Below are 24,170 nucleotides of genomic sequence, written 5' to 3'. Positions count from 1 at the left end.
CCGGCGGCACCGTGTCCCGTCACTGCCGGCCCCCGCAGGGGCGCCCCCGCACGCGACCTCCAGGAGCCCCGCACCCCATGCCCGACAGCCCCGCCCTGCTGGTCATCGGCGAATGCGTCGCCGACATCGTCCGGCTGCCGGGCGAGCCGGACCGGGTCCATCCCGGCGGCAGCCCCGCGAACGTCGCCTACGGTCTGGCCCGACTGGGCCGGGCCACCACCCTGGTCACCCAGCTCGGCCCTGACTCCGGAGGGCGGCTGATCGGACACCACCTGGCCTCGGCCGGCGTGCGGGTCCTGACGGACGGGAGCGGTACACCCACTCCGGCCGCCACGGTCGAGCTCGACGACGCGGGCCGCGCCGCCTACACCTTCGACATCACCTGGACGCTGAGGCCGCCGGAGCATCCCTTGGAGCCGCCCCAGCACGTCCACACCGGGTCCGTCGCCACCGCCCTGGAGCCCGGTGCGGAGACCGTCGTGGACCTCCTCCGGTCACTCCGGGCGGCGGCGACCGTCAGTTACGACCCCAATGTGAGGCCCGCGCTGATGGGGGACCACGCCGACGCCGTACGCCGCGCGGAGCGCTGTGTCGCGCTCAGTGACATCGTCAAGGCCAGCGACGAGGACCTGCGATGGCTGTACCCGGGCGAGGCCCCGGAGCAGGCCGCCGAGCGGTGGCTGCGCTCGGGGCCGCCGGTCGTCCTGGTCACCCGGGGTGCCGAGGGGGCACTGGCCCTCGTGCCGGGCACGACACTGAGCATCGGCGGGCCGAGCGTCCGGGTCGCGGACACCGTGGGGGCGGGCGATGCCTTCATGTCAGGCACGCTGCACGCCCTGGCCTCGTACGGACTGCTCGGGGAGCGGGGCCGTGCGGGGCTGCGCTCCCTGGACACCGCTGTCCTGGGCGAGGTGCTGCGCCACGCCGTGGCCTCGGCCTCCGTGACCGTCGAAAGGGCCGGTGCCCGGCCCCCGGACGCGGCGGAACTGGCAGCCGCCCTGGCCGACGCGCCGGTAGCCCAGGCGTAGCGCGGGCAGGGTGTCCTCGCCCGTACCACGGTCGTTGATTTCGTTATGACCGTGACCCTTACCGACACCGCCCCACCGTCCACCACCGAACTGCTGACCGGCGTCCTCCTCGGTCCGGACCACCTCCGCGAACACGGATTCTGGCAGCGGCTGATCAGTACAGAACCGTTCCGCCGCCCCGCAGGAGGAACGCCCGAGGAACGGCTGGAACTCGCCTACGACCGGTTGCGGATCCTCAACCTCTCCCTCGACAGCGGAGCCCGCCTCGCCGCCGACCCACGCGCTCTGGCCGCCCTGCACGCCTGGCTCGGCCCGGTCGACCCCGCGCTCACCACTGTGGCAGGCATCCACTACAACCTCTTCCTGGGCAGCCTCCTGGACCACGACTGCGTCGGCCGCCGTGACCTGTCGGACTACCTGACGATGCGGCGGATCGGTACCTTCCTCTGCACGGAGGTGGCGCACGGCAACAACGCGTCGGCCATGGAGACCACCGCGACGTACGACCGCGGGAGGGACGGCTTCGTCCTGCACACCCCGAACGCGGGCGCGCAGAAGTTCATGCCCAACACCAGCCCGGCGGGCGGAGCGAAGTCCGGACTGGTGGCCGCACGCCTGGTGGCCGACGGATCGGACCACGGGGTGCGCCTCTTCCTGGTGCCGCTCACCGACGACAGGCAGACACTGCCGGGCATCCGGGTACGGCGGCTTCCCGCCCGGATGGGCAGTCCGGTGGACCACTGCCTGACCTCCTTCGACCGGCTCTTCGTGGGTCGGGACGCCTTGCTGGGCCCCGGGGAGGAGGGCGACACCCCAGGGGAGTTCCGGACCGGACCCGGAGACAGGAGGCGCCGCTTCCTGACCTCGATCGGACGGGTCGTCCCCGGCCGCATCTCCATGAGCGCCTGTGCCGCCGGATCGGCCCGGGCGACCCTGGCGGTCGCCGTGCGCTACGGAGGCCACCGGCTGATCTCCGGGACCCGGGGCGCGCCGCCCGTGCCCGTCAGCTCCCACCGGACCCATCACGGACCGCTCGCCTCGGCCATGGCGACCGTCTTCGCCATGAGCCTGCTGTACCGCAGGGCACAGGAGCGGTGGGAAACCTGCACGGACGAGGAGAGCCGGGCGGACGCGGTCAGGCTGGTCGACGTCGCCAAGGCGTGGATCACCTGGCGGGCCCGTGACGTCATCGTCGAGAGCCGTGAACGCTGCGGCGCGCAGGCGCTGCTGGAGAACAACGGCATGACCGAACTGGTCACGGGCGTCGAGGGCGCCATCACGGCGGAGGGCGACAACATCGCCCTGTACACCAAGGCGGCGGCCGACATGCTCTTCGCCGCCGGGCCCGGCCGGGAGGACCCGACGGAGCGTGCGCCCCGCGCCGGTGACCTGAGCGATCCGCGCTTCCTGGGCGGGCTCCTCGCCTCGGTACAGGACATCTGGTTCGCCCGGGCCAGAGCCCGCGTGCTGCGGGCCGCCGACGCAGACACCCTCGGTCAGTGGAACGCGGCCTCGGGCCCGGCCCTGCGCGGGGTGGAGGCCTACGCGCACCGGCAGGCCGCCGAGGCCTACGCCGAGGCCCGCGCGGCGCTGCCCGAGGGGGCCGCCAGGGACCGGCTGGGGGAGCTGGAGCGACTGTTCGCCGTCGAACGGGTGGCCCGAAACAGCGGCGATCTGCTCGCCGCCGGGCTGCTGAGCGCCGATCAGGTCGACGCTCTCGCCGAGACGACCGAGGACCTGGTCGCGGCTGTCGCCGCGCACGCCCGCGAACTGGCCGATTCCTTCGCCCTGCCCGAGGAACTGCTCGCCGACTGGCCGATCGCCGGCCCTGGTTACGCGCACGCGTACGACGATCCCCAGGGCCCCTGGAACACCGGCCGGGAGGACGCCCGGTGAGTGACGTACGCAGGGGCCGGACCGTCCGCGGCCGCATCGGCGAGAGCCTGGAGGTACTGGGTCTGCGCACCGTCCTGCTGGCCTACTGGGGCACCACGTCCGTGCTCGCACGCCGGAGCGGGAAGCCACGGACGGACGGTGGCGAATCGGTTCCCCCCAAGAGCTGACCGCCCGTCGGCACCCGCCCGGTACGGAGGGAGGACGCCCCCGCCGTACCGGCGACGGGCCCCGGGGAGCCGACACACCGCGTGATAGCTTGCAGACGCCAGTCACACTCCACGTGGAGTCAGGGAATCCGGTGAGAATCCGGAGCTGACGCGCAGCGGTGAGGGGGACGGGCGGGGCCACGGCCACTGGGGCACCTTCGGGTGCACCGGGAAGGCGCCCCGTCCGGACGAACCCGAGTCCGAAGACCTGCTGGCACCCGCTTCCGTACCGGGAGCGGGCCACCGTACCGGGCTTCGCGCAAGAGCCCAGAGACGCCGAGGGACTCCGTGCCGCCCATAGCCAGCACCGTACGCCGAACCGCCCTGCTCATCACGGGACTTGTCCTCCTGACCGCCTGCGGCGGAGGGGGAAGCGTGCCCGGCGGCGCCGCGGCGGACGGTGCCGCGGACGGCTTCCCCGTGACGTTGAAGAACTGCGGCCGCACGGTCACCGTCGACGCCGCCCCGCGTCACGCCGTCTCCCTCAACCAGGGATCGACGGAGATCCTGCTCTCCCTCGGCCTCGCCGGAAGGCTGGCCGCCACCGCGACCTGGACGGACCCGGTGATGAAGGGCCTGGAGAAGGACGAAGCCACCGTGCCGCGCATCGCCGGGAACCAGCCCTCCTCCGAGAGGGTCCTCGCCGAGGAACCGGACTTCGTCAGCGCCTCGTTCGATTCGACCCTCGGCAAGGGCGGTGTGGCGACCCGCGACCAGTTCGAGGAACTCGGCGTGCCGACGTACCTCTCACCCACCGACTGCGCGGGCAAGGACAACACCGGCAGCAGCGACGGCTCCCGCACCGAGCGTCTGACCATGGACGGCGTCTACGGCGAAGTGCGCGATCTCGCAGCGGTGTTCGGAGTCCCGGAGCGTGGCGAGGAACTGGTCACGAGTCTCCGGGCCCGCATCGAAAGGGCGACCGCGGACATCGACGCGTCCGACGCCACCCTCCTCTACTGGTTCGCCAATGCCGAGGCCCCCTACCTCGCCGGCTGCTGCGGCGCCCCCGGCATCATCACCGAGGAGCTCGGCGCGAAGAACGTCTTCGACGACACCCACGAGGAGTGGCCCCGGATCAACTGGGAGACCGTCGCCGACCGCGACCCCTCCGTGCTCGTCATCGGTGATCTGACCCGCAGGTCGCAGACCGCCGAGAGCGCCGAGAAGAAGATCGAGTTCCTGGAGTCCGACCCCGCCACGAAGAACATGGAGGCCGTCCGGAACAAGCGGTACATCCTCCTCAGCGGCCAGGCGATGAATCCGACCATCCGGACCGTGGAGGGCGTGGAGCGCGTCGCGGAGGGGCTGCGCTCGTTCGGACTCGCGGGGTGACGAGGACCGACCACGCTCCGGACGTGCACGCCGAGCTGCCGCCGTCCCCGGTCCGGCCGGCCGCCGGAGCCCGCATCCTCCGCGACGGCTTCCTGTGGAGCTGCGGGGTGGCCCTGCTGCTCCTGTCCGTCGCGGTCGCCGTCACGATCGGACCCGCCCGCATCTCCGTCCCGGACGTGTGGTCGGCGGTGGCCTCGCACCTCGGTCTCGGCGAAGGGCGGCTGACCCCGATCCGGGACGGGATCATCTGGAACCTGCGCATGCCCCGCACGCTGCTCGCCGCGGTGTGCGGGGCCGGACTCGCGGTGTGCGGCACCGTGATGCAGTCGCTGCTGCGCAATCCGCTCGCCGACCCGTTCGTCCTCGGCGTCTCCTCGGGGGCGTCCACCGGAGCGGTCGTGGTCGCGGTCCTCGGTGTCGGCGGGGGAGCGGTCTCGATCTCGGGCGGTGCCTTCGTCGGTGCCCTGTGCTCCTTCGCCCTCGTCCTGCTGCTCAGCCACACGCTCGGTGGATCGACCGACCGGGTCGTGCTCTCCGGAGTCGCGGCCATGCAGCTCTTCTCCGCGCTCACCTCCTTCGTCGTGATGACCGCCGCCGACGCCGAACAGACCCGGGGCGTGCTGTTCTGGCTGCTCGGCTCGCTCAGCGGGGTCGGCTGGAGCGACGTGTGGATGTGCTCCGCCGTGCTGGCCGTGACGCTGCTGATCAGCCTCGGCCATGCCCGTACCCTCGACGCCTTCGCCTTCGGCCAGGACGCCGCGGCGGCCCTCGGGGTGCATGTGGTCCGCACCCGGTTGGTGCTGCTCTGCACGACCGCGCTGCTGACTGCGGCCCTCGTCAGCTCCGCGGGCGCCATCGGATTCGTCGGCCTCGTCCTTCCGCACGCCGCCCGGGCGCTGACGGGGTCCGGGCACCGGAGGCTGCTGCCGGTGACCGCGCTCGCGGGAGCCGTGTTCCTGGTCTGGGTCGACACCCTGGCCAGGACCGCCCTCGACCCGCAGGAGGTGCCGGTCGGTGTGGTCACCTCTCTCATCGGGGTGCCCGCCTTCGTCCTGGTCCTCTACCGCACGCGGAGGAATTCATGAACAGGGACGAGCCCGGAACCGGCACGCCCGGTGACGGGCTGCGGGCCGCGCGGGTCAGCAGGGAGGCCGGCGGGCGGATCGTCCTCGACGGAGTGAGCGTCGCGCCGCCGCCCGGCACCACCGTCGGGCTCCTGGGACCGAACGGATCCGGCAAGACCACGCTGCTGCGGGTGATGGCCGGCGTACTCGCCCCCGGTGCGGGCGTCGTCACCCTCGACGGCCGGACACTCGCCGAGACCGGCAGGCGCGGCGTCGCCCGGCGTGTGGCCGTCGTCGACCAGCACGCGGTCACCCAGGTCGATCTCAGCGTCCTCGACGTCGTGCGCCTCGGCCGGATCCCGCACCGGCGGGCCTGGTCGGCGCCCGGCCCCGAGGACGAGGACGCCGTGCACGAGGCGCTGGCGCGCACCGGACTCGCCGACCGGGCCGCGCAGTCCTGGCACACCCTCTCCGGCGGAGAGCGCCAGCGCGTCCAGATCGCCCGCGCACTCGCCCAGCAGCCACGCGAACTGCTGCTGGACGAACCCACCAACCACCTGGACATCCAGCACCAGTTGGACCTGATGTCCCTGGTGGCCGCGCTGCCCGTCACCGCCGTGGTCGCACTGCACGACCTCAATCTGGCCGCGATGTTCTGCGACCGCGTCACGGTCATGAAGGACGGCCGTGTGGTGGCCGGCGGACCGCCCTCGGAGGTGATCACCGAGGACCTCATCGCCGAGGTCTACCGGGTGCGCGCGGTGGTGACGCCGGAAGGACCGGAGGGACGCCCTTCGGTGCGGTTCCTGCCGGGTGGAGCCGCCCACGGGCGGTCGGGACGCGACGAGAGGGCGGGCCCGTGAGATGCCCGGGACCGCCCCTCGTTTCTGTCGCGCGGCCTTTCGCCGCTGTGGGAGGGGTCAGCGGCGACGTCCCTGGCCGAATTCGCCACCCGTGTCCTTGCCGCTGCCCGTGTCCTTGCCGTCCGCGTAGTCGATCTTCTCCTTGCGGACCTCGGCGGAGACTTCCTTCTGTTCGGTGACCTTGCTGGTTTCGAGACGGACCCGCTCCACAGGGACCGCCTCCTTGCGGACGGTGGCTCGTTCGGCGTGCAGGGTGACTTCGACGTCCTGTTCGCCGAGGTCGGTCGTGCCCTTCGCACCCATGCCCTTGTCACCCGGCTTCATGGGCTCGCGCACCACGCGTACCTCCTCGTGGGACACCGGCACCGTCCGCGTGACGTTCTCGGTCACGACGTACTTGTGCAGGCGGGCCGTTCCGCTCTCGTACTCCTCAGTGCCGACCTGGAGCTGCTCCTCGGACCGGACCATCTCCTCACGGCCGCCGGCCCCCGCGGCGGACCGCTCGGCTCCGGCTCCGGCTCCGGCGAGCGGCCGGGACGTGGAGGAGGCGTCCGTGTCGCGGTGCCTGCCCGCGCCCGCACCGGTGGTGCCCATCCCGGCCGCGGAGCCGGTGGTGCCCGCCGCGGTGCCGGTCGCCTTCGTCCGGTCGGCCGAAGTGGTACCGGCGGCACCGGCCGCGCCCGCAGCACCCATGGCTGCCGTGCCCGTCCCGGACGTGGTGCGCGCGTCGCCGCCCGCTCCGCCGCCCTTCCTGGTCATGCCGTAGTGCCGGTAGAGCTCCTCCTCCTCCGATACGGAGAGGTGCGCGTCCGCGTCCACCCGAGGGGCCTCCTTGACGCGGTCCTTCGGATGGGAGATGTGCAGGTCAGAGCCCACGCGGCGGGCTCCTGCCAGCGGAACGAAACTCTCCTTCATGCCGAACAGGCCGGTCTTGCAGGTGATCCAGTCGGGCTTGCCGGTGTCGTCGTCGACGTACACCCGTCCCACAGTGCCGACCTTCTCGCCGTCGCTGTCGTAGACGGTCAGACCGTCGAGTTCTCCGGAATCCGTGAAACCGTCAGCGGCTCCCATGGCCGATTCCTCCTCGCCCGGGCGCGTCCTGTGGGTGGATCCACCAGGGGTGGCGCGTCCGGTCTCCATCGCGCCTCAGCCGGATGGACGCTGCAACTTCCCGGCCCGGGCGCTGAGCGGCCCAGAACACCTGGGCGGGGCGGTGGCCCCGTTTCACGCCCCTATCGGTCCGCCACACGCGTTACGCCATTCGGGTGAGCACCCGCACGGGTGCGCCGGACGTGCGGACCCTGGCCCGCCCGTATGATCGACCAGCCGCTGCCGACCGCCGGCAGGCTTGTCAGGGGGGTGCGCCATCGGATCCGTGGGCATCCGCCCGCCCCGGCAGCACGGCGAACTGCTGGACCGGCGCGAAGGCGGTCTCGGACTGCACCACCTGGTCTGGCGGCTCGGACCGGGCTGGCGCGTGTGCAGCAGCGCGGTGCTCGGCGGCGGGCTCGGCCCGCGCGCCTGGATCCTGAACGCCCAGGTGCCCGGCGGCTATCCCCGTCTCGACCCCGACCGGCACCTCGCGGAGATCGCGGCCGCCGAGGCGCTCGACGGCCCTGGTGCCGGACTGATGACCGCCGCAGACGTCACCGCGTACACCGTCGCCGACGACGGCGGTGCGACCGCGACGGTGACCAGCGGCCTCGGCGTACGGGGATGGGCCGCCGCCCCGCCCGAAGGCACCGACGGCCCGCTGCCACCGGGCACCGTCAACATCGTCGTCACGCTCCCCGTGGCCCTCTCCGACGCAGCCCTGGTCAACGCGGTGGCCACCGCCACCGAGGCGAAGGTCCAGGCGCTCGTGGACGCGGGACTCGACTGCTCGGGGACACCGACGGACGCGGTGTGCGTGGCCGCGCCCGACCCGGCAGAGCAGCCGGGAGAGCCGTTCGCGGGACCCCGTTCGCGCTGGGGCGCGCGACTCGCCAGAGCCGTGCACCGCGCCGTTCTGGAGAGTGCGCTGAGGGAGTCTTGAGACCACCGGTCACGAAGACCGCCCCGTACCGACGAAGGGAACCACCCATGACCACCGCCTCCGCCGCCCCGGGCACACCGACCGTCGCGGTCCTCGGCACCGGGATCATGGGATCAGGGATGGCCCGCAGCCTGCTCAGGGACCGGCTTCCCGTCAGGGTCTGGAACCGCACGCGGTCGAGGGCCGAGCCGCTGGCCGCCCAGGGCGCCACCGTGACGAACACGGCCGAGGAAGCGGTGCGCGGAGCCGACGTGGTCCTCACCGCCCTGAACGACGGCCGGTCCGTGGCGGAGACCCTGACCGCCGCCGCGCCCGGCCTGCGCCCCGGGCAGGTCTGGCTGCAGAGCTCCACCGTCGGCCTCGACGCCACGGCGGACCTCGTTCACCGCGCCGCCGGACTGGGGCTGGTCTACCTCGACGCCCCGGTCTCCGGCACGAAGCAGCCCGCGGAGCAGGGCGCACTCACGGTGTTCGTGTCCGGCCCGACCGCTGCCCGCCCGACCGCACGGCCCGTCCTGGACGCCATCGGGCAGCGCACCGTATGGATCGGCGAGGAACCGGGAGCCGCCACCCGGCTCAAGCTCGTCGCCAACACCTGGGTGATCAACATGGTCAACAGCGTGGCGGAATGCCTGAATCTCGCCGAGGGGCTCGGGCTCGACCCACAGCTCTTCCTCGACGCGATGAAGGGCGGCCCACTGGACACCCCGTATCTCCAGGGCAAGTCCGCCGCGGTGCTCTCCGGCGACCTCAGCCCGAGCTTCGCGCTCTCCACCGCGCTCAAGGACTCCCGGCTGATCCTGGAGGCGGCCGAGGCGGCCGGGGTGACTCTCGACCTGGTCGCCGCCTCCGCCGAGCGGTTCACCCGGGCGGAGGCGGCCGGACACGGTGGTCAGGACATGATCGCCACGTACTTCGCCGGCCGCCCCGCATAGCCGCTCAGACGACGGTCACCGGATGCCGCACCACCGCGTCGAAGAGGTACCCCTGCGTGTGGTGCCGGGTCGTCGTCGGCTGGGTGCGGCCCGAGCGGTCCGTCGCCCTCGCGAGCAGCACTCCTGGCCCCGCCCCCTCCGGAACCCGGTCGGCGCTCCAGCGCACCCAGCTCCCCGGCCTGGGATCGTCGCGCAGCCGCGCGGGACGCCACCGGCCACCACCGTCGGCCTCGCTCGACCGGCTGTCCACTGACGCAGCCGCCTCCGGTCGTACGCGGCTTCGGACAGGGGTTCGGAACTCATGGAGACTCCAGGGGCAGAGGTCTGCGGTCGGGGCCGGGGGCGATCCGGATCAGCGGTCCGCAGACAGCAGCTCCCTGACGAGAACTCCCACCTGTTCGGTCTCGATGAGGAACCCGTCGTGCCCGTAAGGGGATTCGATGATCCGGACATGGTCGGCGCCGGGCAGCAGGGCTGCCAGCTCCGCCTGCTGCGCCGACGGGTAGAGCCGGTCGGAATCGATGCCGGCGATCAGGGCCGGCATGTCCGCGCGGCGCAGCGCCCGCGCCACACCACCACGTCCCCGGCCCACGTCGTGAGCGTTCATCGCCTCGGTGAGCACCACATAACTGCCCGCGTCGAACCGGCGCACCAGCTTGTCCGCGTGGTGGTCGAGATACGACTCCACCTGGTACCGCCCTCCCAGCGAGGGAAGTTCACCGGGCTGCGCCCGCCGGCCGAACCGCGCTCCCAGCTCCGTCTCGCTGCGATAGGTGACATGGGCGATCCGCCGGGCCAGTCCGAGTCCCCGGTGCGGGCCGGAGCCGGCCGGTGCGTCGTGGTAGCAGCCGCCCCGCCAGCCGGGGTCGCTCCGGATGGCGGCGATCTGCATGCTGCCCCAGGCGATCTGTTCGGCCGAGGACGCGGCGGGAGCGGCGAGCATCAGCAGCGACCCCGTGCGGCCGGGGTGGCTCACGGCCCATTCGAGCGCCCGCATGCCGCCCATCGAACCGCCGATCACCGAGGCCCACCGGCCGATCCCCAGCGCATCGGCCAGCCGTGCCTCCGCCGTCACCTGGTCACGGACCGTGAGGTACGGGAAGGCGGAGCCCCAAGGAACACCGTCGGGGCGCCGGGAGGCCGGGCCAGTGCTGCCCTGGCAGCCGCCCAGCACGTTGGGGGCGACGACGAACCAGCGGTCGGTGTCCAGAGCCCGCCCCGGACCGATCAGCGCGTCCCACCAGCCGGCCGACGGATGCCCCGGCCCGGCGGGGCCCGCCGCGTGGCTGTCACCGGTGAGCGCGTGCAGGACCAGCACCGCGTTGCCGCCGTCCGGCGCGAGCCGGCCCCAGGTCTCGTACGCCAGCCGTACGTCCGGCAGCTTCCCACCGGACTCGAGCCCGAGGGCGGCGTCGAGCACCGCCCACGAACGACCGCCGGGCGGATCACCCTCCCGCCGGCCACCGGTGGCCGGCGGCAGGGGTGCGGCGGCCCGGTTCAGGACGCGGCCTTCGCGGCACGGAAACCTGCTTCCAGATCCGCCTTGAGGTCGTCCACGTTCTCCAGGCCCACGGAGAGCCGCACCAGTCCCGCGGTGGCCCCGGTGGCTGCCAGCTGCTCCTCGGTCAGCTGGCTGTGGGTCGTGGACGCCGGGTGGATGATCAGGCTCCGCACGTCCCCGATGTTGGCGAGGTGGCTGAACAGTTCCACCGCGTCCACGAACCGCTTACCGGCCTCCACCCCGTCCCGGAGCTCGAAGGCGAGCACGGCGCCCGCGCCGCGCGGCAGATAGTGCTGCCCCGCCTCGTACCAAGGGCTCGACCCGAGGCCCGCGTAGTGCACCGCCGACACCTCGTCGCGGCTCTCCAGCCAGCGGGCGAGCGTCAGCGCGTTGGACGTGTGCCGCTCCAGACGCAGGCTGAGCGTCTCCACGCCCTGGAGGAGCAGGAAGGCCGAGTGGGGAGACAGCGCCGGCCCGAGGTCGCGCAGCAGCTGGACCCGAAGCTTCACCGCGAAGGCGCCGTGCCCGAGGTCCGGCCAGTACCGCAGGCCGTGGTAACTGGGGTCGGGGGCGTGGAAGTCCGCGAAGCGCTCCGCGTGCGCACCGAAGTCGAAGGTGCCGCCGTCCACGACGACACCGCCGATCGTGGTGCCGTGACCGCCGAGGAACTTCGTCGCGGAGTGGATCACGATGTCCGCCCCGTGCTCCAGCGGCCTCAGGAGGTAGGGCGTGGGCACGGTGTTGTCGACGACGAGCGGAACGCCGGCCGCGTGCGCCACGTCCGAGACGCCACGGATGTCCAGGACGTCGCCGCGCGGATTGCCGAGCGTCTCCGCGAACAGGGCCTTGGTGCCCGGCCTGACGGCAGCCCGCCAGGCCTCGATGTCGTCGGGGTCCTCCACGAACGAGACCTCGATACCGAACCGGGGCAGCGTGTGGCGGAACAGGTTGTACGTTCCGCCGTAGAGGGAGGCGGAGGAGACGATGTGGTCCCCGGCGCCCGCCAGCGTCAGAAGGGCGAGTGTCTCGGCGGCTTGGCCGGAGGCGAGGGCGACTGCGGCGACCCCGCCCTCGAGTGCGGCGATGCGCTGTTCCAGGACGTCCTGCGTCGGGTTGTGGATCCGGGTGTAGATGTTGCCGGGCTCGGCCAAGGAGAAGAGGCCGGCCGCGTGACCGGTGTCCTTGAAGACGAAGGACGTCGACTGGTAGATCGGCACGGCTCGGGCGCCCGTCGTCGGGTCGGGCACCGCGCCGGAGTGGATCTGCTTCGTCTCGAAGGACCAGGCGGCCCCGGCGTCCTGACGGTCCTCGTCCTGCGGGGCGTGCCCCGCGGTGACGGCGTCGACGGGCTGGCTCATGTCATACCTCGCACGGTCGTTCGGGGATGTCCGCCCGAGCGCGGTGGCGACGTGGCGGCCTACTGGCTACGGACCGTAGAGCGCGCCGGCGCCGGGATGGAAGCCATTCGCGCAGGTGGCCACGAAGCTGCAACGCCGCCGCAACAGACGTGCCGGGCCGGCCCCGCCGCATGCGGAGCCGGCCCGGTGCCGGTCGTGTCGTGCGTCAGTCCTGGGTGAGCATCCCGCTGCGCAGGCTCCGGAGGATGCCGCCGAGCAGCCGGGAGACGTGCATCTGAGAGATGCCGAGCTCGTCGCCTATCTGGGCCTGCGTCATCTCCTGGCCGAACCGCATGTCGATGATGCGTCGCTCCCGTGTGTCCAGCTCGTCGAGCAGCGGGGCGAGTGCATTGAGGTTCTCCACCGTCTCCATGGCGGGGTCGGGCTCGCCCAGCACGTCCGCGTAGGTGCGCCCGGCCGTCGCGCCGCCGGCCGGGCCCGACGTGTCGGCCGGGATGTCGAGCGATCCGGCCGTGTAGCCGTTGGCGGCGACCAGGCCCTCGGTGACCTCCTTCTCACCGAGACCGAGGTGATCGGCGAGCTCCCGCACCGTGGCGTCCCGGTCGAGGTCCGCCGCCAGTACTTCCTTCGCCTTCGCCAGGTCGACCCTCAACTCCTGGAGCCGCCGGGGCACATGAACGGACCAGGTGGTGTCGCGGAAGAAACGCTTGATCTCGCCGACGATGTAGGGAACGGCGAACGAGGTGAACTCCACCTCGCGTGCGAGGTCGAAGCGGTCGATGGCCTTGATGAGGCCGATGGTGCCGACCTGGACGATGTCCTCCATCTCGCCGCTGCCCCGGCTGCGGAAGCGCCCGGCGGCGAATCGCACGAGGGACAGATTCATCTCGATCAGGGTGTTCCGGGTGTACTGGTGCTCGGGGGTGCCCTCGTCGAGCACCTGCAGACGGTCGAAGAAGAGCTTCGACAGCTTCCGTGCGTCCCTCGGGGCGATCCGCCCCGCGTCTTCGATCCAGGGAAGTCCGTCCGGAGAACCTGCTCGTTCCGCAGTCGCGGCCGGTGCAGTGTGCGTGGTCATCCCGTCACGCTCCTCAGATTGTGGGCCGTGAGTTCTGGGCGCCTGCCCGATGGGACGCAACTCATGCACAAGCAGGAGGATTTGAGACAAGGGACACGGGGATCGACCGGGGACGGCACTGATCGTCCGCGGAAGACATGCCCGCGGAGCCCCGTGAACCCGGAAGCACAAGAACCGCCCCACCGGTACGGGGGAGCCCGGTGGGGCGGTCACGTCCAGAGTGCCACAAGCCGATGCCTGTTGGGGCGGTATCCCGCGCAGCGGTCACTATTCGCTTGACCGGCCGCTCCGCGTGCCCACACCAGGGTGCGGCCGCCGGCCCGACCGGCGTCATCTCCCGCACACGCCGGACCTCGCAGGGCGGGTGGAGGGCGCGGTGCGGTCCGGTGCCTCGGCTGCGCGCTCGTGTGCGGCCCGGCGGGACGAGGGCCAGGGAATAGGGACGGGGTGGATCAGCCTTACACGCCTGTCGCCTGTCGCCTGTCGCCTGTCGCCTGTCGCCGGCCGCCGATCCGAACCGGAGTGAGAGAGACCATGCCCGAGGCCACACCCCTGCCCGTGGACCTGCCAGGGGAGGGGACCACGCCCCCGTCACCTACGGTGGAACCCGCCCCCGCTGCGGCAGCCGAAAGGCCCCATCCGCTGGACAACCCCGTCCGCGCCGCCCTGACCGGTCCGCACGCCCACTTCGCCGAGCGGCGCGGACGCATCCTGCGCTACCACCCCGACGTCACCCCCTGGCTCGCTCTGCCGGACGCCCCCGGCGCCCAGGACTGGGCCGACGTCGCCGCACTCGCGGGCCCCGGCGGATCGGTCACGGTGACGGCCTTCCGTGAGCCCCCGCCGTCCGACTGGGAGATCGTCTTCCAGGCCGAGGGCGTCCAGATGGTGACCGACGCCGCCGGCGCCGTACCCGACCCGGAGGCCGTGCCACTCGGCCCGGCGGACGTGCAGGAGATGCTCGACCTCGTCGAGCGCACCCGGCCCGGCCCGTTCCTGCCACGCACCGTGGAGCTCGGCACCTACCTAGGTATCCGACGTGCCGGCGTCCTCGTCGCGATGGCGGGGGAACGGCTGCATCCGCCCGGCTGGACCGAGATCAGCGGCGTCTGCACCGACGATTCCGTACGGGGCCAGGGGCTCGCGACGCGCCTCGTCGGGGCCGTCGCCCACGGCATCAGGGAACGGGGCGAGACGCCCTTCCTGCACGCCGCCGCGTCGAACACCTCCGCCGTCCGCCTCTACGAATCCATCGGCTTCACCCTGCGCCGCCGGACCTCCTTCCTCTCCGTGATCGTCCCGGCGGGCGCGGAGCCGCACACCGACGCCGAGACCCGTGGCCCGGGGGCGGGTAGCTTGGAACACGTGGGGCGATGAGGGCGAGCAGGCGGGAGGCATGGCGTGGTCATGGGGCTCCTGCGCCCGTCTACGACGCACAGGCCGCTGCCCGGCTCGGATCCGGGTGAGACGGATGCGGGCGCCGCCCGCATCGGGAACTGGGCGCTCGCGTTCTGGATGGTTCTGCTGACCGTGGCGGTCGTCCTCCTGGACGCCCTCACCGGCAACGACCTCCCCCTGATCCCGCTCCTGGTCGTGCTCCCCGCCCTGACGTCGGTCTTCTGCACGGTCCGCCAGACCACCGCTGTGGCGGTGTGGGTGATGCTGGTCGTCGTCGCATCCCGGATCGCCTCGAGGGGCCCCTTCTGGGACGTGCTCTTCCTCATCGGCTTCACGGCCCTCGCCAGTGCCCTGGGAGTCGCCGCCTGTGCCGCGCGGATCCGGCACGCCACCGAGGTGGCGAGGCTGCGCTCGGCCGCCGTCGCGCTCCAGAGCCAGATCCTGCGCCCGCTCCCCATCGTCACACGGCAGCTCTGTGCCCACGGCCTCTACGAGCCGATCGAGGAGGACCGCTTCGTCGGGGGTGACATCTACGAGGTCGTGCAGTCGGCCCACGGCACCCGAGTGATCATCGGAGATGTCCAGGGCAAGGGGCTGCCCGCGATCGGGGCCGGTTTCGCCGCGCTCGGCGCGTTCAGGGAGGCTGCCGTACGGGAGCCCGAGCTCACCGCCGTGGCCGACTCCGTCGAGGACGCGGTCGTCCGGCACAACTCCTTCTCCGCCGAGACCGGTGAGACCGAACGCTTCGTGACCGCCCTGGTCCTGGGGTTCGACGGGGGCGACCGGATGCAGGTCGTCAACTGCGGTCATCTGCCGCCCCGGCTGCTGTGCGACGGGGCGGCGTCGGTGGTCACCCTGCACACCACGTCCGTGCCGCTGGGCATGGCGGAGCTCGGCGGTGAGGCGCGTGCCGCGGAGTGGGTCGACTTTCCCGCCGGTGCGGCCCTGCTGGTCTGTACCGACGGGGTGACCGAGGCACGTGACGCCACCGGGGTCTTCTACCCCTTCGACGAGCGGCTGGGGCGATGGGTGGGCCGCGAGCCGGGCCAGGTCCTGGACGCGCTCCAGGTGGACCTGCAGAGTTTCTCCGGCGGAGTGCGCCGTGACGACGTGGCGGTACTCGTCCTGAGCAGACCGCCGGAGGGTGGGACCGTCGCGCCCGGCACTCCGGCGTGAACCCCGCCGGGTGGTGGGTCGGCGGCCCGGAGGTTCGGGGGTCGGCCGGGCGCACCCACAGCACGGGCACGCGTACTCGCGGTGCCGGTACGCGCACGGGTACGATCGGTGCCATGGGTTCGTACTACTTCTTTCTCTGACACGCGGCCAGGACGCCGCCACGCGACGCCAACCGTCGCCGCTGACCCGCCGGGTCACGCGAAGTGCTGCCGTCCTCCCCGCTGACCGACACCCACGTCCCGCGGTGCGCCTCCGTCCATGACGCCGATGTGCGCGCCGCCGAGGGCATGTCAACTCAGGGAAAGCCCCCATGCCTCTTCAGCACCCCCGCGCCCAGCTCGCGATGACCGACGTCTCCAAGGCGTACGGCGACCGGTCCGTGTTCGACCAGGTGTCCCTCACCGTCCGCCCAGGGGAGAAGGCCGCCGTCATCGGCGAGAACGGGTCCGGCAAGTCCACCCTGCTCCGGCTGATCGCCGGGGCGGAGGTTGCGGACAGCGGTGACGTCACCGTCAGCTTCCCGGGCGGTACCGGTCACCTCGCCCAGACCCTCGACCTCGACCCGTGCAGCACGGTCCAGGGCGCCGTCGACGCGGCCCTCGCCGGACTCCGCACCCTGGAACGCCTGATCCGCGAGGCGGAGGAAGCGATGTCCGACCAAGATCCCTCCGAGGCACAGCTCGCCGCGTACGGGGACCTGCTGACGGCCTACGAGGAACGCGGCGGTTACCAGGCGGACGCCAGGACCGCCGCCGCACTGCACGGTCTCGGGCTCGGCCACCTCACCCGGGACCGCGCGCTCGGCACCCTGTCCGGCGGTGAGCGATCCCGGCTTGCCCTGGCCTGCGTACTCGCAGCGGCGCCTGAGCTCCTGCTCCTCGACGAGCCCACCAACCACCTCGACGCGAGCGCCGTCACCTGGCTCGAGGACCACCTCCGTGCCCACCGGGGCACCGTGGTCGCCGTCACCCACGACCGGGCGTTCCTGGAGCGGACCACCACGGTGATCCTGGAGGTCGACCGCGACCTGCGCGGCGTCTCCCGGTACGGGGACGGCTGGGACGGCTACCGCACGGCGAAGGCCGCCGCACGCCGCGGCCAGGTCCAGCAGCACCAGGAATGGCTGGCGGAGCTGGGCCGCACCGAAGAGACGGCGGCCGCGGCAGGCAGGCGCCTGACGGGAACCGGGAAGGACCCCGGGCAGGGCTTCGGCAAATACCGGAGGTCGCACGAGGCCAAGCTGTCGGGTCAGGTCAGGGCCGCGAGGACCCGGCTGGAGGCGCTGCGCCGCTCACCCGTCCCCGCGCCTCCTCGCCTGCTGCGCTTCACCGCCGACCTCGCCCTCGCCGCCGACCCGGCGGGGAAGGAGGCCGGCGGCCCCGCCCCCCTGGCCGAGCTCGATTCCGTCCGCGTCGGCGAACGGCTGGATCTGCCCTCCCTGCGCGTCCCGCCGGGCCTGCGGCTCCTGGTCACCGGACCGAACGGTGCCGGGAAGTCCACGCTGCTGCGTGTCCTGGCCGGTGACCTGGCGCCGGACACCGGCGTGGTCCGGTGGCGGGGCCGCGTCGGCTACCTCCCGCAGGAACTTCCGGTCAGGCCGACCCGCCGGGCGCTGCTGGCCACCTTCGCCGCGGGGCGGCCGGGATTTCCCGAGGAGTACGAGGACGAACTGCTGGCTCTCGGCCTGTTCCGTCCGGACGACCTGACCGTGCCGGTGGCGGCTCTCTCCGTCGGGCAGCAGCGCAGGCTCGCCCTCGCGCGACTGGTGACCCGGCCGGCCGATCTGCTGGTCCTCGACGAGCCCACGAACCATATCGCGCTGGGTCTGGTCGAGGAACTGGAAGCCGCGCTCGACCGGTACGCGGGCGCCGTCGTGGTCGTCTCGCACGACCGGAGTTTCCGCCGCCGGTTCGCCGGCGAACGCCTCGAACTCCGGGCCGGCCGCGCCGTGGCGGACGTCTACGCCTCCGAGGGGGCGTGACCCTCCCGCACGTGGACGCGCAACCGCTCGACGAAGACCCGCTGACCCGCCACCAGCCGTGCGAGGGCGACGTCCGGTGAGCACCAGGCGAACCGGTCCATCTCCGGGAACTCACGCAGCACGCCGGATCCCCTCGGCCACTCCATGCTGAAGGTGCCCGGAACCGCCGCGTCAGGGTCCAGACCGGCTTCCACGGCCCATACGGTCACGGTCTTGCCGCCGGACTGCCGCGACTCGCCCAGTGACACCCAGGTGCCGTCCGGGAGGGGCAGGCCGACCTCCTCCTCGAACTCCCTCCGCGCGGCGGCGGCGGGCTCCTCCGTGGCCTCGCACTCGCCCTTGGGGATGGACCAGGCGGCCGCCTCACGGTGGGCCCAGAACGGTCCGCCCATATGGCCGATCAGCACCTCGACGTCCGGGTGGCCGTCCCCGTCGGCGACGACCCGGAAGAGAAGGATCCCCGCACTGCGCTTGGCTGTCGACATGTCGTCAAGTGTGCGGGACCGCCCGGCGGAAGGCCACCGGCGCGGGCAGCCGTGAACCCCCGTGGTCCGGGACCGCCGTAGCCACCCCTCTGCCGCACACTGTTCCGCCTGATGTCCCCGTTGTCCTCTGGTGCGTCCCACTGAGCCCGGTCATGCTGTCCGCCGACAGCGCGTTCCGCGCCCAATCCGCACCGCACCAGGAGGATTTGTGGGCACAGGCACTTTCCGCGGCACCCGGCGTTCACTCGTGGTGCTGGCGGCCGTGGCGGCGACGGCGGCCGGGGCCGTCGCACCCGCGGCAGCCGACTCGACTCCGGACCCCCGCCCGCACAACACCACCGAGATCCTCAGACCCGTCGCCCCGCCGGCCGCGAGCGGCCCTCCCGGCGGAGCGAGATCCGTCGTGGACGGCGACGGCATCGAGACCGCCCGTGCCTCACGCCCCCTGGCACCCGGCGTGCGCCTGAGTTCGTACGACCGCCTGGAGTCCGACAAGTGGCTGCGTGTCGACACCCTCTCGGTGGATCTGGGAGGCAGCGGAGTACGCGCCGACTACCTGTCCTCGGGCAAGGTCTCGGACCGGCACACGGTCTCCGAGCTGGCCGCCGGACACGACCCGGGGCCGGGCCGCCGCACCGTCGCCGCGATCAACGCGGACTTCTTCGACATCAACCAGACCGGAGCGCCCCAGGGCCCAGGGATCAAGGACGGCCGGGCGGTGCACTCCCCGGCCCCGGGCGTCAACCGCGCGGTGGGCATCGGCCCGCAGAACGCCGGCCGCATCCTGGAGCTCTACTTCGAGGGGACACTCACCCTCCCCTCGGGCGCGCACCCGCTCGCGGCGTACAACGCGGCGAACGTACCGGCCCAGGGCGTGGGCGCCTACACCTCGGCCTGGGGAAGCGCCGACCGTGCGCTCACGGTCGACGGCGCACGGCCCGTCGCGGAAGTCGCGGTGCGGGACGGCGAGGTCGTCTCCGTGTCGGACGCCCCGGGCTCGGGCCCGGTGCCCGAGGACACCGTGGTCCTCGTCGGCCGCGAGGCGGGAGCGGGACCGCTGGCCGCGCTGGAACCCGGTGACCGGGTCGGCATCGAATACCGTGCCCGCACCGACAGCGGGGTCGTCCCGCGCACCGCCGTGGGCGGCCGGGAACTGCTCGTCGTCGACGGGAAGGCACAGAACCACGACGGTGAGGGCAACAACACCGCGGCGCCCCGCACCGCGGTCGGGTTCTCCGAGGACGGCCGGACCATGCAGGTCGTCACGGTCGACGGCCGACAGGCCGACAGCGGTGGTGTCACCCTCACGGAACTGGGCGAGATGATGCGCGAGGCCGGCTCGCACAGCGCCCTGAACCTCGACGGGGGAGGGTCATCGACCCTTGTCGCGCGCGAGCCGGGCAGTGACGCGCTCCAGGTCGAGAACAGCCCGTCCGACGGCAGCGAGCGCACGGTCCCCAACGGGCTCGCCCTGACCGCCCCCGACGGCAGTGGGCGACTCGAAGGCTTCTGGGTCGAGACCCGCACACCGGCCGGTGCCGCCCCCGGCGACGACCCGGTCGGCGGCGGTCACCCCGAGCGGGTCTTCCCCGGCCTGACCCGGCAGCTCACCGCCGTCGGCTACGACGAGACGTACGGCCCCGCCGCGGGCACCCCGCGCTGGCGTGCCGTCAGCCCTGCGGTCGGCAGCGTGGACGCCCGGGGCACGTTCACCGCCCGGCGCAGCGGTACCACCGACGTCCGGGCGGAACGGGCCGGCGCCCACGGCGACACACGGCTCACCGTCCTCGACCGGCTGGCCCGCATCCGGCCCACCACCGCGCGCGTCGGACTGGCGGACAAGGAGGCCACCGGTGGCTTCGGCATCGTCGGTCTCGACGCCCACGGCACGAGTGCTCCCGTCGAGCCGGACGACCTCACCCTCGACTACGACCGCACGCTGTTCGCCGTCGCCGACGACGGCCGGGGGTCCTTCACCGTCAGGTCCCTGACCGGCTCCGGAGCGGGACAGATCAAGGCCACGGTGGGGGGCGTCAGTACGATCCTCGCCGTGAGCGTCGGTCTCACCGAGCAGCCCGTGTCGGACTTCGAGGACGCCGGATCCTGGAAGTTCAGCCAGGCCCGCGCGGACGGCGCGCTCGCCGCGACCCCGGACGGGCACACGAACACCGGCCTGCGCCTCACCTACGACTTCACCCGGTCGACGGCGACGCGAGCCGCCTACGCAGCTCCGCCGCAGTCCCTCACCGTGCCCGGCCAGCCGCAGGCGTACACCCTCTGGATCAAGGGGGACGGCAACGGCGCCTGGCCCACGCTGCACCTCAAGGACGCCGCAGGCAGCGACCAGCTCCTGCGGGGTCCGTACATCACCTGGACCGGCTGGCGCCAGGTCACCTTCGCGGTGCCGCCGGGCGCGGCGATGCCGTTGTCGGTGCACCGCTTCTACCTGGCAGAGACGGCGGCGGCCCGGCAGTACACCGGCGAGATCGTCATCGACGACCTGACCGCCCAGGTGCCTCCCACCGTCGAATTGCCCGAACAGACCGAAGCCCCGGATCCGTTGATCGACACCGCTGCCGTCACCGAGGGCAGGGACTGGCAATTCGCCGTGATGTCGGACGCCCAGTTCGTCGCACGCGACCCGGACAGCGCAATCGTCCAGCAGGCCCGCCGCACTCTGCGCGAGATCAGGGCTGCGCGCCCCGACTTCCTGGTCGTCAACGGTGACCTCGTCGACGAGGGCTCACCCGCCGACCTCGCGTTCGCCCGCCAGGTCCTCGACGAGGAACTCGGAGACTCCCTGCCCTGGTACTACGTACCGGGCAACCACGAGGTGATGGGAGGGAAGATCGACAACTTCATCACCGAGTTCGGCCCGGCCCGGCGGACGTTCGACCACAAGGGCACCCGGGTCATCACGCTCGACACGTCGAGTCTCAGCCTGCGTGGCGGCGGTCTCGCCCAGATCAAGGACCTGCGTGCCCAGTTGGACGCGGCGGCGGAGGACCGGTCCGTCGGCGCGGTGATGCTCATCGAGCACGTGCCCCCACGCGATCCGACCGTGCAGAAGGGCAGTCAGCTGAGCGACCGCAAGGAGGCGGCCCTCGTCGAACAGTGGCTCGCCGGCTTCCGCCGTACGACGGGCAAGGGCGCGGCCTTCATCGGCAGCCACGTGGGAGTCTTCGACGCCGCGCACGTCGACGGAGTCCCCTGTCTGATCAACGGGAACTCCGGCAAGGCACCGGCAGGGCCTGTGGACGAGGGCGGATTCACCGGCTGGTCCCTCATCGGCGCGGACCGCGTGACATCGGGCGAACAGGCGGCGGCACGTCGGCAGCCGTGGAGGGGCGGACCCGACTGGGTCTCCGCTCAGACACGCGCCCACGTCGACGCGCTGGCTCCGGACGCCCCCTCCGCGCTCGTCGCGGGGGAGCGCACGACGATCGGCGCGCATGTCACCCAAGGCGCGCGGACCGTGCCTGCGGCTTATCCGCTGAGCGCGGACTGGACCGGGTCGCCGAACGTCCGCATCGGGAAGCCGGACGGGGCACGTCCCCGTCACATCGCGACGCTGGACCCCGCGACGGGCACGTTCACCGCGCTCCGGCCGGGCACCGTCACGCTCGCGGTGACGGTCAACGGCGTCACCCGGCAGGCACAGATCCGGATCGCGGCCGCGGCGGTGAAGCCCGCCGCCTGACGTTCCTCGGAGTGCCTCACCTCCTCCGCACGGCTCTCGGACCTCGTCCGGAAGCCGTGCGGAGGGCTCGGCCCTGCCGAGGGGACACGTGATGCCACGCACTCATCTGCACCAAGCACGCGCTCGGACTCACCACCCGCGGCAGCGCGGCGACCACCCCGCTCCTCCCCGCACCACGATCGCGCGGGTGGGCCCTCTGGAGATCATCGCGGGGGCGGGTTCACATGAGGGGAACGAGGACGGTGATCTGTTTGCCGCCCGGGCGCGGGGTGACGGCCACGTGCCTGGCGAGACGGCAGACGAGCGGCCATCCGAACCCACCGGGCGGGAAACCGTCCGAGGCGGACGACACCTGCGTCGCCGGTTCCTCCGGGGACGCGTCCTCGACGTCCAGGAGAAGCCCGTCGTCGACGAGTGCGGCCCTGAAGCCGGTGAGGCCCCTGCCGTGCCGCATCGCGTTGGTGACCAGCTCCGAGGTCACCAGGAGTGCGTCCGCGACGACGACGTCGAGATCCTCGTTCTTCAGGCCGCGGAACGCCGCGTCGAGGAGTTCGGTGACGCGTTCGCGCGCCTCACCCGCGGTCCGGGGCACGGCTTGCCGAGCGAGAACGTGATCGCTGCCGCCGACGCTGCTTCCCGGGAACGCCTCGGGCACTTCGCTGCCCCCGGGGAACGCACCTGTGTCTGTCATCGTCTGGTTCGGTTGCCCTCTTCCCGCCGTCCTATGCCGGATCCGCGGACGTGCCCTGAGCAGCGAGGAAGAGGAGCGATGTCCCACCTCACCGGCACTCCCACCCTGGCGATCGGCCCGCCGTGCGGCCCGCTCCACGTCCGGTCGCGTCCGGGCGTCGCCCGACGCGGTCGGACGCGTGGGTCCGGCGGACCTCGGAGGACTGTGTTGCCCCCTGCCGCCGCGCGGCAGGGGGCAGGGGGCAACACAGAACTGAGCCGGCGGAACACAGGAGTCGCCTACGCCTGTCCGCCCCTTCCCTTCAACAACGGGACAGTGCCGTGCGCGGTCCGTCCGGCGGGGGAAGGGCGGGCAAGCGGCGGAATATCCGGGCCCCGGCCGACGGCCTGTCAGGCCTTCCGGTATCCGTAGGCGTCCGTGGCCGCCGCCTCGACCGCCTCCAGATCGCCCCCCGCCGACGCCGTCACCAGCGCGGCGACCGCGCCCTCCACGAACGGGGCGTCCACCAGCCGTGATCCGTCGGGCAGTTCGTCACCTTCCGCCAGCATGGACTTCACGGTGAGCACCGCGCTCCCGAGGTCCACGAGGAGTGCGACCCCGGCGCCCCTGTCCACCGTCCTCGCGGCCTCGGCGATCAGTTCGGTGCTCGTCCCCAGCCCGCCGGCCGAGGTGCCGCCCGCCGCAGCCACCGGGGCGGTCGCACCACCGGCCGCCAGCCCTCTCGCCAGATCGGCCACGGCCTGCGCGACCGGCCCGCTGTGCGAGACCAGCACGATCCCTACTTGCTTCTCCTCGCTCATGCGTCGCTCCCGTCCTTCGGTTCCGCTGCTTCGAGGAGGGCCCCGACCAGCAGCGCCGCCGAAGCGGCCCCCGGGTCCTGGTGTCCGATGCTGCGCTCGCCCAGATAACTGGCCCTGCCCTTGCGGGCCCGCAGCGGCACGGTCGCCAGAGCACCGGCCAGCGCCGCGTCCCGAGCCTCCTCGAACGAGCTGCCCAGTACCTCGACCGCCGGGAGCAGAGCGTCGAGCATGGTCTTGTCGCCGGCCTGCGCCCCACCGAGCTGTGCCACCGCGGCCACCCCGGCCCCGAAGGCCTCGGCCAGCTGGTCCGGGGTCACCTCGGGCGCATCACCCAACGTCTTGCCGGTGCGGCGCAGCAGGGTCCCGTACAGCGGCCCGGACGCCCCGCCGACCGTCGAGATCAGGTGACGGCCGGCCAGCGTCAGTACGGCCCCCGGCGCTGCGGGGGCCTCCTTCTCCAGTTCGTCGCGCACGGCGGTGAAGCCCCGCCGCATGTTGCTCCCGTGATCGGCGTCCCCGATCGCGGCGTCGAGCTCGGTCAGCCGGTCCGCCTCATGGTCGACGACAGCCGCGGTGGCGGCCATCCAGCGACGGAAGAAATCGGTGTCGAGCACAAGATCTCCTGTTCCTCGTACGGTGG

20 protein-coding genes, 1 pseudogene and 1 riboswitch are annotated in these 24,170 nt (G+C 72.6%); of the genes and pseudogenes, 12 read left to right on the top strand and 9 right to left on the bottom strand.

Annotation, left to right across the window (positions count from 1 at the left end; translation table 11 throughout):
- Positions 1-77 precede the first annotated feature (77 nt).
- From ABZ441_RS03910 to ABZ441_RS03885, 6 genes are all read left to right on the top strand, one after another.
- Positions 78-1,028, top strand: coding sequence for a carbohydrate kinase (locus tag ABZ441_RS03910; protein WP_358967952.1), 951 nt, complete (start codon positions 78-80; stop codon positions 1,026-1,028).
- Between the two features lie 45 nt (positions 1,029-1,073).
- Complete coding sequence (locus tag ABZ441_RS03905; protein ID WP_358967949.1) at positions 1,074-2,924, top strand: acyl-CoA dehydrogenase; 1,851 nt, start codon at positions 1,074-1,076, stop codon at positions 2,922-2,924.
- Positions 2,921-3,091, top strand: a complete 171-nt coding sequence (locus ABZ441_RS03900) for a hypothetical protein (protein ID WP_358967947.1) — start codon at positions 2,921-2,923, stop codon at positions 3,089-3,091. The genes ABZ441_RS03905 and ABZ441_RS03900 overlap by 4 nt, the downstream gene beginning before the upstream one ends.
- Positions 3,092-3,173: 82 nt before the next feature.
- A riboswitch (cobalamin riboswitch) is annotated at positions 3,174-3,361 on the top strand.
- Between the two features lie 57 nt (positions 3,362-3,418).
- A complete protein-coding gene (locus tag ABZ441_RS03895) occupies positions 3,419-4,465 on the top strand; it encodes an ABC transporter substrate-binding protein (RefSeq protein ID WP_358967945.1) in 1,047 nt (348 codons plus the stop codon).
- 35 nt (positions 4,466-4,500) lie between these two features.
- Positions 4,501-5,550 (top strand): iron chelate uptake ABC transporter family permease subunit, encoded by a 1,050-nt coding sequence (locus ABZ441_RS03890; protein WP_358968201.1) that lies wholly within the window; start codon positions 4,501-4,503, stop codon positions 5,548-5,550.
- Positions 5,547-6,392 (top strand): ABC transporter ATP-binding protein, encoded by an 846-nt coding sequence (locus ABZ441_RS03885; protein ID WP_358967942.1) that lies wholly within the window; start codon positions 5,547-5,549, stop codon positions 6,390-6,392. Before ABZ441_RS03890 ends, ABZ441_RS03885 begins: the two co-directional genes overlap by 4 nt.
- A 57-nt stretch (positions 6,393-6,449) precedes the next feature.
- On the opposite strand, the gene ABZ441_RS03880 is transcribed toward ABZ441_RS03885, so the two are convergent.
- Positions 6,450-7,463, bottom strand: a complete 1,014-nt coding sequence (locus ABZ441_RS03880) for a PRC and DUF2382 domain-containing protein (protein ID WP_358967939.1) — start codon at positions 7,461-7,463, stop codon at positions 6,450-6,452.
- A 310-nt stretch (positions 7,464-7,773) separates the two neighbouring features.
- Here ABZ441_RS03880 and ABZ441_RS03875 point away from each other — a divergent pair, with 310 nt between their 5' ends.
- On the top strand, positions 7,774-8,427 hold the full coding sequence (locus ABZ441_RS03875) for an adenosylcobinamide amidohydrolase (RefSeq protein WP_358968199.1): 654 nt from the start codon (positions 7,774-7,776) through the stop codon (positions 8,425-8,427).
- A gap of 47 nt (positions 8,428-8,474) precedes the next feature.
- Positions 8,475-9,362, top strand: coding sequence for an NAD(P)-dependent oxidoreductase (locus ABZ441_RS03870; protein WP_358967936.1), 888 nt, complete (start codon positions 8,475-8,477; stop codon positions 9,360-9,362).
- A 4-nt stretch (positions 9,363-9,366) separates the two neighbouring features.
- Here ABZ441_RS03870 and ABZ441_RS03865 read toward each other — a convergent pair.
- From ABZ441_RS03865 to ABZ441_RS03850, 4 genes and pseudogenes are all read right to left on the bottom strand, one after another.
- A pseudogene (locus ABZ441_RS03865) lies at positions 9,367-9,588 on the bottom strand (sulfite oxidase); the annotation flags it as partial.
- A 126-nt stretch (positions 9,589-9,714) separates the two neighbouring features.
- Positions 9,715-10,863, bottom strand: a complete 1,149-nt coding sequence (locus tag ABZ441_RS03860) for a homoserine O-acetyltransferase (protein WP_358968197.1) — start codon at positions 10,861-10,863, stop codon at positions 9,715-9,717.
- Positions 10,860-12,221, bottom strand: a complete 1,362-nt coding sequence (locus tag ABZ441_RS03855; RefSeq protein ID WP_358967934.1) for a bifunctional o-acetylhomoserine/o-acetylserine sulfhydrylase — start codon at positions 12,219-12,221, stop codon at positions 10,860-10,862. Before ABZ441_RS03855 ends, ABZ441_RS03860 begins: the two co-directional genes overlap by 4 nt.
- Before the next feature lie 205 nt (positions 12,222-12,426).
- The gene (locus tag ABZ441_RS03850; protein WP_358967931.1) at positions 12,427-13,299 is read right to left on the bottom strand and encodes a SigB/SigF/SigG family RNA polymerase sigma factor; all 873 of its coding nucleotides are present in this window, start codon (positions 13,297-13,299) and stop codon (positions 12,427-12,429) included.
- Positions 13,300-13,833: 534 nt separating this feature from the next.
- On the opposite strand from ABZ441_RS03850, the gene ABZ441_RS03845 reads away from it, so the two are divergent.
- The 3 genes from ABZ441_RS03845 (at position 13,834) to abc-f (ending at position 17,854) form a co-directional block, all read left to right on the top strand.
- Complete coding sequence (locus tag ABZ441_RS03845) at positions 13,834-14,676, top strand: GNAT family N-acetyltransferase (protein ID WP_358967929.1); 843 nt, start codon at positions 13,834-13,836, stop codon at positions 14,674-14,676.
- Between the two features lie 24 nt (positions 14,677-14,700).
- Positions 14,701-15,873 (top strand): PP2C family protein-serine/threonine phosphatase, encoded by a 1,173-nt coding sequence (locus tag ABZ441_RS03840; RefSeq protein WP_358967926.1) that lies wholly within the window; start codon positions 14,701-14,703, stop codon positions 15,871-15,873.
- 310 nt (positions 15,874-16,183) lie between these two features.
- Positions 16,184-17,854: a ribosomal protection-like ABC-F family protein gene (gene abc-f, locus ABZ441_RS03835; RefSeq protein WP_358967923.1), complete on the top strand. Its 1,671-nt coding sequence runs from the start codon at positions 16,184-16,186 to the stop codon at positions 17,852-17,854.
- Here the strand turns inward: abc-f and ABZ441_RS03830 are convergent.
- A complete protein-coding gene (locus ABZ441_RS03830; RefSeq protein ID WP_358967920.1) occupies positions 17,833-18,339 on the bottom strand; it encodes an NUDIX domain-containing protein in 507 nt (168 codons plus the stop codon). The genes abc-f and ABZ441_RS03830 overlap by 22 nt on opposite strands.
- 208 nt (positions 18,340-18,547) lie before the next feature.
- Between ABZ441_RS03830 and ABZ441_RS03825 the strand changes: the two genes are divergently transcribed.
- Positions 18,548-22,039, top strand: coding sequence for a phosphodiester glycosidase family protein (locus ABZ441_RS03825; protein WP_358967917.1), 3,492 nt, complete (start codon positions 18,548-18,550; stop codon positions 22,037-22,039).
- 220 nt (positions 22,040-22,259) lie between these two features.
- On the opposite strand, the gene ABZ441_RS03820 is transcribed toward ABZ441_RS03825, so the two are convergent.
- From ABZ441_RS03820 to dhaL, 3 genes are all read right to left on the bottom strand, one after another.
- Positions 22,260-22,730, bottom strand: coding sequence for an ATP-binding protein (locus ABZ441_RS03820; RefSeq protein ID WP_358967914.1), 471 nt, complete (start codon positions 22,728-22,730; stop codon positions 22,260-22,262).
- A 389-nt stretch (positions 22,731-23,119) separates the two neighbouring features.
- Entirely contained in the window at positions 23,120-23,530 is a 411-nt protein-coding gene (locus tag ABZ441_RS03815; protein ID WP_358967911.1) for a PTS fructose transporter subunit IIA, read from the bottom strand.
- Complete coding sequence (gene dhaL, locus ABZ441_RS03810) at positions 23,527-24,144, bottom strand: dihydroxyacetone kinase subunit DhaL (RefSeq protein ID WP_358967909.1); 618 nt, start codon at positions 24,142-24,144, stop codon at positions 23,527-23,529. The genes ABZ441_RS03815 and dhaL overlap by 4 nt, the downstream gene beginning before the upstream one ends.
- Positions 24,145-24,170 lie beyond the last annotated feature (26 nt).

Source organism: Streptomyces sp. NPDC005752 (genome assembly GCF_040630715.1).
GTDB lineage: Bacteria > Actinomycetota > Actinomycetes > Streptomycetales > Streptomycetaceae > Streptomyces.
This window is presented reverse-complemented; position numbering and strand designations above follow the sequence as displayed.